A 14,719-nucleotide genomic window follows, 5' to 3' on the forward strand; every position below is an offset into this window, starting at 1 on the left:
TAAAGCAAAAAAAAGGACTCAAATTTGAGTCCTTTTTTATTGTTTTTCGACTGTTCACACTTTAGTGTGCTTCATCCCAGTTCTGACCTTTACCGACTTCAACCAGTAACGGAACTGAAATTTCCAGTACTGATTGCATCACTTCAGCCAGTTTTGGTGCCAATTCATCTGCAATGTCGGCATCCACTTCAAAGACCAATTCATCGTGTACTTGTAAGAGCATTTTGGCTTGATCTTTCGGTAGAATTTTATCCACTTCAATCATTGCGATTTTAATAATGTCCGCAGCACTGCCTTGCAGTGGGGCATTAATTGCCGCACGTTCAGCTGCTTTACGGATCATCATGTTGCGCGCATCAATTTCAGGTGTATATAAACGTCGACCTAAAATCGTTTCCACAAAACCTTGTTCCAAAGCGACCTGACGTGTACGTTGCATATACTCATAAATGCCTGGATAGCGATGGAAATATTGTTTGATATAGTTCTGTGATTCTTCACGGGTAAAGCCCAGTTGACGAGTCAAGCCAAATTCCGACATACCATATAACAGACCAAAGTTGACGGCTTTAGCTTGACGACGCTGATCGTTAGTCACCTGATCCAATGGAATGTTTAATACTTCCGAAGCGGTGCGGCGATGTACGTCTTGACCATGACGGAAGGCATCTAACAGGGCATCATCCTGAGAGAAATGTGCCATTAAACGCAGTTCAATTTGTGAATAGTCGGCTGCGAGTAACACTCGACCTTCAGGCGCAATAAATGCCTTACGAATCTGACGCCCAATTTCTTCACGGACAGGAATATTTTGTAAATTTGGATCGGTCGAAGATAAACGTCCTGTCGCAGTCAACGCTTGGTGATAACTGGTATGTACGCGGTGGGTATCATTGTTGGCTTGTTTCAATAAACCATCGGTATAGGTGCTTTTAAGTTTAGATAAGCCGCGATAATCTAAAATCAGCGCGCTAATCGGATGATCTAATTTTTCTAGAATACTTTCGCTGGTGCTGTATTGTCCTGTGGCGGTTTTTTTGCCACCTTTTAAACCCAGTTTATCAAACAGGATTTCACCGACTTGTTTCGGAGAACTGACATTAAATGGCTGACCTGCCAATTCGGTAATCTGATTTTCCAAATCTTGCATAGTTTTGGAAAAATCTTCACCCAATTGATCTAAAAATTGAAGATCAAGCTGAATACCATTTTCTTCCATTGACGTTAATACACGTGCTACAGGTACTTCAATATTATGCAAAATATTGATTAGTTCTGGATGTACTTTAAGTTTTTTATCCAGCACCTCATACAGACGGAAGGTGACATGGGCATCTTCGGCTGCATAGTGTGCGGCAGTCTCAATCTCAATTTGATTGAAGGTCTTTTGTTTCGCCCCTTTACCTGCGACTTCTTCATAGGTGGTGGTAAGGTGGCTTAAATACAGGCGAGCCACATCATCCATTCCATGACGAGTAGCGACAGAATTCAGCACATACGATGCCAGCATGGTGTCAAAATACCAACCTTGCAGTTCAATCCCGTGATTGGCAAAAATATGTGCATCATATTTCAGGTGATGTCCAATTTTTTTGATTTCAGGATTTTCTAGAATTGGTTTAATTTGTGCCAGAACGCTTTCACGCTCTAATTGTTCAGGTGCACCTTCATAATCATGCGCGAGAGGGATGTAGTAAGCATCTTGTGCATCAAAAGCAATAGAAAAGCCCACCATTTCAGCAATACGATAATCTAGACTGGTGGTTTCAGTATCAATTGCGAACTTGCTCGCACTTTGCATACGTTGTAATAATTTTGCCCAAACCTCTGCGGACAACACCGTATGATAGTTGGCTTGCCCGAGTTGATCATCAACACTGGTTAAAGTGGCTTGATCTTCAGTTTCAATTGGAGCTGCTACAGGAGCCTGCTGAAGGCTGGCATTACTTTGTTTGTTGTTGGTATGGTTTGGATTGTTGGGGTGATCCAAGGATTGTAATTGATTACGGAATTCTAGTTCGGTGTATAGACGACGTAATTCATTCACATTTGGGTCTTGGATGGCTAAATCTTCGTAGCAAACGCTAATTTCTAAATCACAGACAATACTGGCCAGTTGATGGTCAATTGCAATGCCTTCGACATTGTCTTTAATGTTTTGACCGACTTTTCCCTTAATTTGGTCGACATTTTCTAAAATACCACCAATTGAACCATATTCGGTCAGCAGTTTAGCGGCTGTTTTCGCACCGACTCCTGGTACGCCCATAATGCCGTCAGACGCATCGCCCATTAAAGTCAGATAGTCGATTATTTGGTTTGGCCAGACCCCAAACTTTTCAAAAACGCCATTGATGTCCATTGGCTTTTCTTTAAAGCTGTCTTCAAGCGTGACTTTTTCGGTGACCAGTTGTGCCATGTCTTTATCGCCAGTCGAAATCAGGACTTGCTGTCCTTTGGCTTCAGCGCGTTTGGCTAATGTCCCGATAATATCGTCAGCCTCTGCACCAGGCAGCATATGGACTGGAATACCCAAAGCACGGATTAAGGCGTGTAAATATGGAATTTGTTGTGCCAATTCCTCTGGCATGCTTGGTCGATCACCTTTATAAATGGGTGAAAGTTCATGGCGGAAAGTCGGTTCTGGGGTATCAAAAATGACTGCCATGTGCGTCGGTTGAGTACGACGCATCAGTTTCTGAATTGCAGAAATTGCGCCACGTACAGCATTGGTGTGCAACCCCGTAGAAGTTGTCAGAGGTGGGACCGCATGGAAAGCGCGAAATAAAAAATATGACCCATCGACCAATACAAATGGTGACATTCTACAAATCCTGATTATGAACTAGGGCTTATATTACGTGAAAAAGGCAAAGCTGTCTTATGTGTAATGTCACTATGCGCTAAGTAACATTATGGTGATTCGCTTCAAGTGTATAAATTTGCAGTATTTTGTATGCGAAACTGCTTGCGTGAATGGTGATCAAGTAAGATAAACAGATTGAAGCTGTGTAATGCATAAACCCATGTATAAAAAAGACAAACAGGGAATGGTTCTACTCTTAATCGCATTAACCGTATTGTTGGCTGTTGCGATAGTCACGCAATGGCAATCGACAGTAGTCGCTGCTGCCCTTGGGTTAACTGTCGTGATGGTGCAGTCAATCTCGAATATCCATCAGCGTTTAGTGCAATTAGAACACATATCATCACAACCATTGATTCAAGCAGCAGGAATTGGGACACAAAAGATTCTGATTTATGGGGCTGCCTTGGTGGCATTGTGGGCCTATGCCAATACATGGATGTGGATGGTCGGTGGGGCATTGCTGGTTTTACTGCTGTGTTTGATTCAATTGATCAGTGCATTTCAGCGGCGATTGGCTCTATTAGAGCAACCGCAGCAACAACCTTCGGGGTTTCTCTCTAAAACCGCGACCCTACCACCGTCAGAGCAGCCGCTTCCTCCTGCAATGCCAATGTCAGGACAGTTGACGATGACGCAACAACAGGATGCAACTGTTCAACAGCCGCAACAAACCTCTGTTGACTTAAATACAGCGTCATCAGGGTCTGCACCCGCATGGTGGCAACCTGCTGTGGATTGGATGCAGCATGGCAATCCAATTTTAAGAGTTGCCGTTGCTCTACTTATGGTCGGTGTCGTGTTGTTGCTGCGTTTTGCCAGCGAACATTGGCAATTAAGTTTAGCGGTGAAACTTGGATTTATTGCGCTTGCAGGTGGAGCGACCACATTCGCGGGTTATTTGCTGCAACGTAAAAATGCATTGTTTGCCATCGCCCTTCAGGGCTTAGGTTTAGCAGTCATCTTTCTTACGCTGATTTTTGCTCATCATTTTGAAGTGCTGCAAAGTCTAATGACTGCCAGCGTTTTATTTGTGATTTTGTTGGGTATTACCGTGGTGCTGAGTCTGAAGCAGCAAGCACTGTATCTGGCTATTCTCGCTTTGAGTATGGCGTATCTAGCACCTTTACTCATTCCACACAATCATCCTGACGTGGTGTTCTTATTTGGTTATTATTTTGTGATTAATTTGGCTGTGGTCGTGGTCAATTATTTGCAGCCATGGAAAATACTGCATCAGATCGCTTTTTTTGCCACGATGTTTATTGGCGGATCAGTGATTGGGATTTACGCGGAAAATTCGCAACTGAATACTCTCGATATCATTTTATGGTTGCATATTGCACTATTTATTTGGCTCAGTATCCGTTATAGCCAGTTGATGGTGGCAGAGCAACAGCAACAACGAGAATCAGAAACCCGCTCAAATCAGAAAAAGCTTCAACCGATTTTAGATGTGGGACTCATTTTTAGTGTCCCTGTACTGGGATTTTCATTACATGCTTTTTTAATGCATGACTCTACTGTAGCGTTGACTTGGGGAGCTGCTGCATTGGCAGTAATTTATGGGCTATTGAATTTTTGGATTAAGCGTCAGCATCCGCAATTGTCTATCTTAGCCAAAAGCTTTTTTATTCTGGCTGTTGTATTTACTGCTTTGATCTTTCCGTTGGCAAAAGGGGCGCACTGGACCTCTACAGGTTGGGTGATTCAAGGCACTGCTTTAATTGTTTGGGGTATTACCGAACGCTATCGTTTAAGTCGGTATGTGGGTGTCGGATTGGTTCTGCTCAGTACTATCGCACTGATGTACCAGATTTGGTCGAATGATGATTTTCCTATTTTAACCACGGTCATTTATGCCATTGCGCAATTTATTTCGGCATTTTATTTATTGCATTATCAGGACGTAGAAGAATATTTCAGCGCTCGTATCTTGAGTGGTATTTTCCTTGTTTCAGGCATGTATGCAGGCGCTATCGCAGGTGTAGAGCTGATGCACTGGCAGCCGTGGGCATTTAGTTGCTCAATAGCCATCGCTACGGTTTTACTGGCATGTTTTAGCGTAGTTGTACAGTTTAAATCCAAATTGGAGTGGCAAAGTTTGCAACTCACTTTGCTGGGGAGTTTATTGCTGTTGCTTTATGGTCTGAGTGTATTTGAAGACGTGTTTACAACGCAGCGCTGGACCAGTCAAACCGTGCAATTCAGTTTTGCCATCAGCGCAGTAGTGTTAAGTTTGATGTTGATATTCATGCAGCGTTCATCAGTACGCATTGCGAATCAACTGTGGGCTGCAATACTTTGCCTTGCACTTGCCAGTGCTGGTTTAGCGCTTTTCCCACAGATGCCAATTGCAACCTTAGGTGTTGTACCTCTCTTATATGCATTCTATGAGTTTTTCAAACTTAAACGTGATTTTGTTAATCAGACATCTGTATGGGGGCTTGGACTATTGTGGTTGCTGGTCTTAAATTTAGATTCATATTCTGCTCTCCATTACTATGCGGTGCCCTTATTGAGTCTGACTGACGTATTGTCTTTGCTTATGTTTTTAGGCTTATTGTGGATTATCTATCGACATGATTTTGAGGAGCAGTCCTCGCTAGAATGGAGCGTTAAAATTACCACCATTCTGATTGGGCTGTTGGTGTTTAGTAGTATTGTGGTTCGAGCCATGCATCATTATCTGGCAACGCCGTTATGGGGCAGTGCCATTTGGTATGATGGTTCGGTGCAGCTTAGTTTGACTTTGTTGTGGGTGATTTTAGCTTTTGTATTAATGACTTTTTCAAGCCAGCGTCATATTCGTCAAATTTGGTTTGTTGGAGCAGCATTACTTGCGATTGTGGTACTTAAATTATTGTTATTGGATCTATCACAAAGCGGTACGTTAACACGGGTAATTTCCTTTATTGGCTCAGGTGCGGTGATGTTGGTGATTGCCTATATTGCCCCATTACCGCCCAGTCTGGTCGAACAAAAAAAAGAGCGATAATTTATCGCTCTTTGGGTCCTCTTTTGAGTTCTTTCTCATAGGCATATTGGTCAATCTCATCACGAGCTTTGGGGCGAGGGCGGTCAATAATCCCCATTTTAGGTACTGGAATTTCAATATGATTTTTTAAGAAACCATTACGCACATGCTCTTGAAGTTCATCCCGTGCTTTTAGAAAAATTTCTTGTCGGCACCAAACAGCAAACAGAATTTCGATGGTTGATTCACGAAAGGCGGTTACTGTGACTTCAGGTTTAGGATCATCCAAGACCAAGGGATAGTTGGCAGCAACATCTAACAGTACTTCACGGACTTTAATGATGTCTTCCTGAAAGTTAATAGCGAGGGTAATTGGAATCCGCCGAATGGGGAATTTGGATAAATTTAGGACGGGAGCGCGAATCAATTGTTCGTTGGGCAGACGTACATAAATATTATCTAAAGTCAGTAACTTTACCGAGAGTAGATCAATAGAAATGACTTCTCCTTCAATGGTATGTCCACGAATCAAGGTAATTTGAATGGTATCTCCCACTTCAAAGGAACCTTCACCAATCAGGAATAGACCGCTAATTAAGTTACTGGCAGATGTTTGTGAGGCGAAACCAAGCGCGACGGTAAAAATACCCGCAGCACCAATAAAGACACTGAGCTTAAAACCTGCTTCTTTTAGACTTGCCATGATAAACAGGATGAAAATAAAATAAAAAATCCCGCGACGCCAAACCATACTTTGATGAGCGTTAAAATTCTGTCCAACCGTTCGTATAAAGGTATTGGAAATCAGACGCGCGAAGATGAAACCAATCAGACACAGTACCAGCGCGACTAAAATCTCACTGATTCTTTCGAAGTTAATATTGGTAAAAATTTCCTTCAAGCTGACAGCAACATCTTTAGGAATATTGGTCTCTGGCATATCAGTATCCTAAAAAAATGAGTCAAACATATTGAACAAGGCACCGCCTGGTGAGCGTGGTGCATGTACATAAGTGACTTCACCAGCCAAAGGTGGAGTGCGGTTTTCAATTTTAATGCGCGGTGGTCGGGTTAAATCTTCGTGAATGACTTTAATTTGTGACGTCCATAAACGATTGGTACTTTCACTGTAAAAAAGCGGCAGTGCCGAAACAGGGATATTCATTCGATCAAAGCGAAGTTGTTGACCACTGGTGTTGTGGAACTCAATCGGTGTGACTGCCCGAAAAGGACTTGGTTTAAGTAAACTTAACTCCGTACGCCCATCCACTGCGGTGGCATAGCAGATCTCACCTGTACGGTGGTCGGGACCGAACCACGTATCTTTGGGTTGCATCATTGGAAGGTCAAATAACGGTTCACGTTGGCTTTCGACAAAACCAGCAATCCAGAGTGGCGTACTAATGTAGAGGGTTCCGCGTTGCCCAGCAGGAATATAAATGGGATCGACAGGTTTAATCACCACAGATCGATCTGCCAAGCGTGGCATCAAATGAAATGTTTCGTGCGTTTGACGAAACATGTAACGCTCAATTTTTATGGGTTGTGGAAAGGCAAATTCAGGATCTCTAATAATATTCCATTGGCGTTCAGAATCTTTTTGATATTGTGGGCGATGATATTCTAGGCGCCATTCATTGATACTTCGCGCCAGACGAAACAATAAAGAGCCAAACTGCCATGTTTTAGCTTGATTTAATTCGAATTTTTGTTCGCCCCACCATTTGAGTGAGGGGTGTGCAGCTTGATGATGCTCGAAATCAGATGATGCCAAAATAAAAAAGTCCTCTAGTCAGTTCAGTCAAAAACAGACTTCACGCTGTCATAAGCTTAGAGTACACTCAAAAGCCTCTTTTTCATCATTATAATTTTGTGATGCAAATACTTAAACAAATACAAATTCCTTATAGTTTTGCCAAGCGACATGGCGTTTTACTTCGATATGATGGGGAACAGGTTTTTATTGTACGCCGTGAAAATACTGCATGGATTGCATTACAAGAAGCGCGCCGTTTACTTCATGTGCCTGCACACTATGAAATATTAGATGACCAACGTTTTAATGCCTTACTCAGTTCTAGTTATGCTGGGGACACAGGCGAGTCACAGCAAGTGGCTGCGGGGTTGGAAGATCATCCCGATTTGCTCAGTTTGGCAGATCAAGTGCCAGAAGCTGAAGATCTCATGGATCAAGAAGATGATGCGCCGATTGTCCGTTTAATTAACGCCTTGCTTTCAGAAGCGATTCGTGTTGGTGCATCGGATATTCATATTGAAGCCTTTGAAAAGAAACTCTCGGTGCGTTTACGAGTAGATGGTCAGTTACGCGAAATTGTGCAACCCCGCCGTGAATTGGCACCGCTTTTGGTTTCGCGGATAAAAGTCATGGCGAAATTGGATATTGCTGAAAAACGGATTCCTCAGGATGGACGTATTTCATTGCGCTTAGCAGGGCGTGAAGTCGATGTGCGTGTCTCGACTTTGCCCTCATCACATGGTGAGCGTGTCGTGATGCGTTTGTTAGATAAGCAAGCAGGTCGTTTGAATATGACTCATTTGGGCTTGTTGAAACCCGACTATGAGCGTTTGACTCAATTGGTGCATCGTCCACACGGCATTATTTTGGTGACTGGGCCGACGGGCTCAGGTAAGACCACGACCTTATATGCGGCTTTATCGGACTTGAATGACAATACTCGCAATATTTTAACTGCTGAAGATCCAATTGAATATCAGCTAGAAGGGATTGGTCAGACACAGGTGAATACTAAGGTGGACATGACCTTTGCGCGGGCGCTTAAGGCCATGCTACGTCAAGACCCTGATGTGGTGATGGTGGGGGAAATTCGTGACTTAGAAACAGCCGAAATTGCGGTGCAAGCCTCTTTAACGGGACATTTAGTCTTATCGACTCTACACACCAACACGGCAATTGGTGCGGTCACCCGATTAAAAGATATGGGCATTGAACCTTTCTTATTGTCGAGTTCTCTTATTGGTGTGATTGCACAACGTTTGGTTCGTACACTTTGCCCACATTGCACTACGTGGCACGAGGCAGACCCATTTGAACAGCAGATTTTTAAGCCGATTATTTCTTCGGTTGAAGGGTTGAAATTGCCAGAGCCACAGGGGTGTGAGCAATGTTCACATATGGGTTTTAGTGGGCGAACTGCAATTTATGAAATTGTACCTGTGGATGAATCTATGCGCCGTTTAATACATGGCAACGCGGCTGAATTTGAATTAGAAAGTTATGCACGGCAGCATTCAGGCTCTATTCGGGATGATGGTTTGAGAAAAGTTTTGGCAGGTAAAACGACTTTGGAAGAAGTTTTACGTGTGACCAATGAAGCGGCGGATTAAAAGGCAGTATATCAAATACAACAGAAGTCATTTCTGAAATAACTTCTGTTGTACGAGATAATTTTAGTAAGTTTTTTCAAATATTACTTTCGCATCATAATTTTTGTCATGTAAAGTTAGATGATTAGAGGAACTATCTAGCTGAAATTCAATGGTGTTTAGGTTTTTATATTCTAGCGTTCCATTGGAAGAAACTTCAGCAACTCCCTCACTTAAATGGGATGGTCGTGCCGCGTCTTTATTGAGCCAGAATTCATCTTTAACAAGATATTCTTCACCCGACTTTCTTATTGAGAGTTTACGAATGCTATTTTCAGTTTTGGGTAACTGAACCCATTCACCTGAAAAGTCTTTGTCTGCTTGTTTGCTGCATGCGATTAAAAACAAGCTACACATGCATATGATAGAAAGTAGGAATTTCATTTATTGTTCTGATAGATATGTGTGATTTTCTGATTTTGATTGTTGAGTACACTTAATTTTTAGCTTTTTGAATCACCCAGAAATTGTGCTATATGTCTCGGCAATAATTATTTTACTTGAGAATGATCTAAAAAAATGCGTAACCACATTAATTTTAATGCTTTTAATTTTTTTCTATATAACTGATTGGAATACAGTTCGCTAAGTGATTTTTATGTAAACATAAAGCCAATGTTAGAAAGGGGGCTTCACTAGGCTTTATGGATTTTCCATAAGCTGATTTGTTTTAGAATCGTTCACTTTTCTTATTTGGGGAAGAAATACCCATCCAAATTGATGGAGATAAAGAATTAGGGTATGTGAAAAAGAACGATCCCGAAGTGATGACTTCGGGATAAAAAGAGTGACTTAAACAATCACATTCAATGTCACATCAATATTGCCACGCGTTGCATTGGAGTAAGGGCAAACAATATGTGCTGCATCTACTAATTTTTGTGCTTCAGCTTGCTCTAAGCCTTCCAAATGAACATTCAAAGTCACTTGAATGCCAAAGCCTGTTGGAATTGGGCCAATACCCACCCCACCTTCGATATACACATCAGGCGTAATTTTTAAATGATCACGATTGGCAACGAATTTCATTGCACCTAGAAAACAGGCAGAATAACCCGCAGCGAATAATTGTTCAGGGTTTGTTCCACCACCTGCACCACCCATTTCTTTTGGAAGAGCAAGTTTGACATCTAAAATACCGTCAGATGAGATTGCACGACCATCACGGCCACCTGTGGCTTTGGCATGTGCGGTATAAACTACTTGTTCTAGAGACATTTTATTCACCTATATTTGTGTCGAATGCAAATATATCGTACACGATTTAATTTGCAGTGCAAGTATTAAACAACGAAATTTACATATAGCCACACTCAATTTTTTAGATCAATTGAGTTTTGTGAAGATTCGTTCACAACAAGGTCAGCATATAAATAGGGTAAATATCTTTAAGCTGAAACCAATAGCTTATTTCAGATGAAATCTCACAAAGCTAGATATTTAACTTTATTGAAAAAAGTAGTTTTACCCAAAAGAAATAAGGTGAGGTAGGCTTTTTAACCAAACTGAACCAATCGGCGATGTTGCATTAAAGGCATGGACTCACGAATTTGTTGTTGTTCTTGTAAGTCAAAAGGTACAGTAATGAGCTGTGCACCCTCAGTTGTAATAATATCGAGTACTTGCCCACGACTATTGGTCGCGGCAGTATGTCCCCAAGTTTGACGTTTTTCACCATGCCAGCCTTGTTGAGCAGCCCCGAGCACTTGGCATTGACTGTCCATGGCACGTGCTTGTAAAAGTAATTGCCAATGCATTTGACCAGTGGTGTAAGTAAAGGCAGAAGGAGCAGTTAAAATATTGGCGCCACGAGCACGTAAATGTAAAGCCAGTTCAGGGAAACGAAGGTCATAGCAGACCATCATCCCAATGTTGCCAAAAGGAGTTTGTGCAACAACAATATCTGAGCCTGGTTCAAAAAACTTAGATTCTTGGTAGCCCCCCACAGCATCCCCCACTTGTACATCAAACAAGTGAATTTTGTCGTAACGCGCTTCTGTACGCTCAGGGCTAATACACAAACTGACTGTGCGCACACGACCATCTTCAATCACAGAACCATCAGGACGGAAGGGGCAAGGTAAAGTTCCTGCAATCAGCCAGATTTGATACTGGTGAGCTAAAGTTTCGAGTCGTTTTTGGATCGTTTCGAACTGTGCTGCTGTTTCACGTTGTTTGCCTGCGGCAAAGCACACGAAATTTTCAGGGAACACCACCAAAGAAGAACCCTGTGCTTTACTCTGTTGAATCAATGATTCGATGACCTTGAAGTTTTCTTCAATGTCATTTTGAGAATTCATTTGAGCAACAGAAAGTAAAGACATCAGTTTATCCTTGTAGCAAGTAGATTAAGCGTTTTGTTGATGAGACGCTTGTTCCAAATTATCTTGTTCTTTTTGGAGTTGTTTGACCAGCGGTTCAAACATATTTTGATTATTTTCGTTCAATTTCATCAAGGTTTTGTGCGCATCAAGTACGGTTGTCAGCATACTTGAGTTGGTTACGTGTTCTTCCATTAACTCACGTGTACATACGCTTGGATCACCGCAGTAATTCAAGATGACGAAAACCTGACCTAAGCCCATGCTATTGGCTAAAGTCGTAATATCTGGATTGGTTGATAACATGACGGCCTGAATGTTGTGAGCTTGTTTTAGCTTCAAACCAAGTTTCGCTAAAATGCCTAGCACTGTGCTATCGATGAATGTAGTTTGGGTTAAATCTACGATTGCCCCAACGACATTCGACTGTTGTTCAATACGGTTTAAAAGTTTGTCTAGACTGATACAAGATTGGGCTCGCACTTCGCCGATAAGCTTAAAAATATGCGTTCCGTCCAAACTTGCATATTCAACATGACCTGTTGACATATAAATGCCATTTGCAGAGAAGGATTTTAAAATTATCACATAGGGCAACTGTAGACTCAAGTATTCTTGAGTCGTAGATACCTATTGAATTATTTAAGTTGTTGAAAATTAATTTAATTCATTCTGCATAAACTTAAGATAGCAATATCATCTGCCACATGTTCAGGGGCTTGAAATGATTGATTTTGCAAATGGAAGACCAATTGTTCGAATTGTTCGTTCAATCCACCATCAAAAGGTTCAAGAGCACCATCCGAGCAAATAATGAAACGTGAATGCTTATTTAATAGACATTCGAATTCTTCTACTTCTAAATCTTCCGTTAAACCGAGTGGAAAACTACTGGTATTTAAAATTCTAGGTGGATGATTGGGTTCTAGCATAATTGCAGGAGGATAGTGTCCTGCGCTCGACCATTTTAAAACATGGGTTTCTAAATTCAATGTACCGGCAATCATGGTGATGTGCTTTTCAATATTTTCTTGTACCAACATCCCATTCAGTTTCTTAATCAATTCTCTTGGTGTTTTTGAGCGGCCATGAAACGCAGCCATCCAAGAGGTGAGTAAACTGCTGGTGACACCATGACCAGACACATCGGCCAAATAGAAAATAATTTCTTTGTCACTGAGCTTCCAATAGTCGTACCAATCGCCAGAAAGATAGGCCGAAGGTTGGAACAGTGTTTCTATACGATAATTGGTCAGTTCAATCGGGTTTGGGAGTAATCGTTTCTGAAGTTCAGCAGCAGACGGTAAATCACGACTGTCCTGATTACGCTTATATTGAGCATCAATTTTTAATAATGAATGTTCAGGATTGGCAGGTAAACGATTCCAAATCCAACCTGCAAGGGCACCGAGCTCCCAAGCCTGAGCCAAAGCGGTCCCTTCGTTTTCAAAGGCCATAACAATTGTGGGTAAACTCCACTGATGGGTCAGGTAATCTTGTACATCGACAATCGCGATAATCGTAGGATCATACAAGTCAATATCATTAATTTGAATCATCTGCACACTTGGAAGTGTATTAAGCACCTGATCTAAATAAGGAATATTACGAGTTGGTTGAATGAAATACATATATATATTGTATGATCCTTTAGATTTACATCGTTAGATGTACTATATCAATCAAGTAATTGCTAGAAAAAATAATGCTTTTCAGTGCAAATAAGTTTTACAAATTATTCAGACGATGGTGAGGTATCTGAATCTTGCGTATCATCAATACCATCATCAGGTTCTTCGTCGACAAAGGAAATATTGTCAGCATCAAGCCCTTGCTTTTGCGCAATTTCAAAATTCTTACGTTGTAAATAGATATCTCGAATCGCTGCGTAACGGTCACCTTGTAATACATTTTCTACATCAAGGATTTGGGCGCGTGCATCAATACCACGGAGCAATTGATCTGACCAATATAAGCCATCGTTATCTGCAAAGATGTATTTTTGTGGGCGTGCTTGACCATCAACAGCAAAACCAAATCCATCACGGAAAGTACTTGGACCTATAATAGGTAAAACCAAATATGGACCAGAAGGGACACTATAATAACCAAGTGTTGTGCCAAAGCCTTCTTCTTCCATGTCTAGACCTAAACGTCGTGCAGGATCAGCAAAACCTAAAGTCGTCACGGTATTAATCGTAAAGCGACCTAAAGACTTTGCAGCACGCGATGGGCGCCCTTGTACCAATTGATTTACGGCATTCCAAGGTTCATTTAAGTTTTTTCGAAATGCACGATAAGCACCGCGGACACTGTCAGGAACTTTAGTTTTATATTGTACTGCTACTGGTCTAGCAAAATTTCGGTCTAAGAAATCATTGAAGGCAAAGGTTTCACGGTTTAATGCTTCTAAAGGGTCTTTGATGCTATCGGGCTGTGCAGCATTTGCATTCACTTTTAAATCATTCGCTTTTACATTTTTGAGTTCTTTTAATGACTCAAGTCTAGAAACCTGAGTAGTAGATGATGCATCAGGTGCAACTTCATTTACAGGAGTGTCGCTTGAAGCTGTAGCAGATAGATCATCATTTGCTTGAACAGTAGAAGCAAAACTAACAGCTAAAAGTGTCGCACATAAATAATAGTGAGTATGTTGCATAATAGATCCAAGACGGTTCTTAATGTCATAAGCAAAATAAGAAGTCTAAAATAAAGAGTATGGAGCGTATTGTAACAGTTGTTTTCTTCAGAGTATTAAAACAAATTTGATCAAAATATGTAATAAAACCGCGCAATAGGTTATTAATTAGCCGTACAAACATTATTTTCGAATTAATTTTAAAAAGGGTATTGCAAGGGATATGAAATACTGTAGAATGCACATCCATCGGCGGTGATGTTGATTAAAACTTGTTGAGAAACAAGGATTTAGCCCAAGGGGTAGAATCTGAAAGTCTTGAATGAGTTTAAAAATAATTAACAAAACCTGTTGACTTTAACTTAGATTAGAGTAACATAGCTGACCTAGCTTGATGATGACGAGTCATCAAGAAGATCATTAAGAGATTATGAAGAACAACTTGTGTGGATTTTTACTGATTGATTGATCGAAATTATTTTCATTGATTGATGGTAGAAATTACTCGAAGT

The 14,719-nt window shown here is 41.2% G+C and carries 11 protein-coding genes; 2 read left to right on the plus strand and 9 right to left on the minus strand.

All coding sequences use genetic code 11. The features are described from left to right. Positions 1-61: 61 nt before the first annotated feature. On the minus strand, positions 62-2,824 hold the full coding sequence (gene polA / locus DCO44_RS09765) for a DNA polymerase I (RefSeq protein ID WP_116761418.1): 2,763 nt from the start codon (positions 2,822-2,824) through the stop codon (positions 62-64). Positions 2,825-3,026: 202 nt separating this feature from the next. Between polA and DCO44_RS09770 the strand changes: the two genes are divergently transcribed. Beyond that, the gene (locus DCO44_RS09770) at positions 3,027-5,864 is read left to right on the plus strand and encodes a DUF2339 domain-containing protein (protein WP_116761438.1); all 2,838 of its coding nucleotides are present in this window, start codon (positions 3,027-3,029) and stop codon (positions 5,862-5,864) included. Position 5,865: 1 nt separating this feature from the next. Here the strand turns inward: DCO44_RS09770 and DCO44_RS09775 are convergent, their stop codons facing one another. Then, positions 5,866-6,783 (minus strand): mechanosensitive ion channel family protein, encoded by a 918-nt coding sequence (locus DCO44_RS09775; protein ID WP_116761420.1) that lies wholly within the window; start codon positions 6,781-6,783, stop codon positions 5,866-5,868. A gap of 9 nt (positions 6,784-6,792) precedes the next feature. Beyond that, entirely contained in the window at positions 6,793-7,617 is an 825-nt protein-coding gene (locus DCO44_RS09780; protein ID WP_116761422.1) for a hypothetical protein, read from the minus strand. 101 nt (positions 7,618-7,718) lie between these two features. On the opposite strand from DCO44_RS09780, the gene gspE reads away from it, so the two are divergent. Continuing rightward, positions 7,719-9,209 (plus strand): type II secretion system ATPase GspE, encoded by a 1,491-nt coding sequence (gene gspE, locus DCO44_RS09785; RefSeq protein ID WP_116761424.1) that lies wholly within the window; start codon positions 7,719-7,721, stop codon positions 9,207-9,209. Between the two features lie 63 nt (positions 9,210-9,272). On the opposite strand, the gene DCO44_RS09790 is transcribed toward gspE, so the two are convergent. The 6 genes from DCO44_RS09790 to DCO44_RS09815 form a co-directional block, all read right to left on the minus strand. Further along, on the minus strand, positions 9,273-9,596 hold the full coding sequence (locus DCO44_RS09790) for a hypothetical protein (RefSeq protein WP_133243156.1): 324 nt from the start codon (positions 9,594-9,596) through the stop codon (positions 9,273-9,275). Between the two features lie 444 nt (positions 9,597-10,040). Further along, entirely contained in the window at positions 10,041-10,466 is a 426-nt protein-coding gene (locus tag DCO44_RS09795) for an organic hydroperoxide resistance protein (RefSeq protein WP_116761428.1), read from the minus strand. Positions 10,467-10,744: 278 nt separating this feature from the next. After that, positions 10,745-11,572: a carbon-nitrogen hydrolase family protein gene (locus DCO44_RS09800; protein WP_116761429.1), complete on the minus strand. Its 828-nt coding sequence runs from the start codon at positions 11,570-11,572 to the stop codon at positions 10,745-10,747. A 24-nt stretch (positions 11,573-11,596) separates the two neighbouring features. Beyond that, positions 11,597-12,118, minus strand: coding sequence for an anti-anti-sigma factor GigB (gigB, locus tag DCO44_RS09805; RefSeq protein WP_044738938.1), 522 nt, complete (start codon positions 12,116-12,118; stop codon positions 11,597-11,599). 113 nt (positions 12,119-12,231) lie between these two features. After that, on the minus strand, positions 12,232-13,200 hold the full coding sequence (gigA, locus tag DCO44_RS09810; protein ID WP_116761431.1) for an RsbU family protein phosphatase GigA: 969 nt from the start codon (positions 13,198-13,200) through the stop codon (positions 12,232-12,234). Between the two features lie 104 nt (positions 13,201-13,304). Next, a complete protein-coding gene (locus DCO44_RS09815; protein WP_116761433.1) occupies positions 13,305-14,228 on the minus strand; it encodes a VacJ family lipoprotein in 924 nt (307 codons plus the stop codon). Positions 14,229-14,719: the final 491 nt, after the last annotated feature.

This window comes from Acinetobacter sp. AM (assembly GCF_003105055.1).
Classification (GTDB): Bacteria; Pseudomonadota; Gammaproteobacteria; order Pseudomonadales; family Moraxellaceae; genus Acinetobacter; species Acinetobacter tibetensis.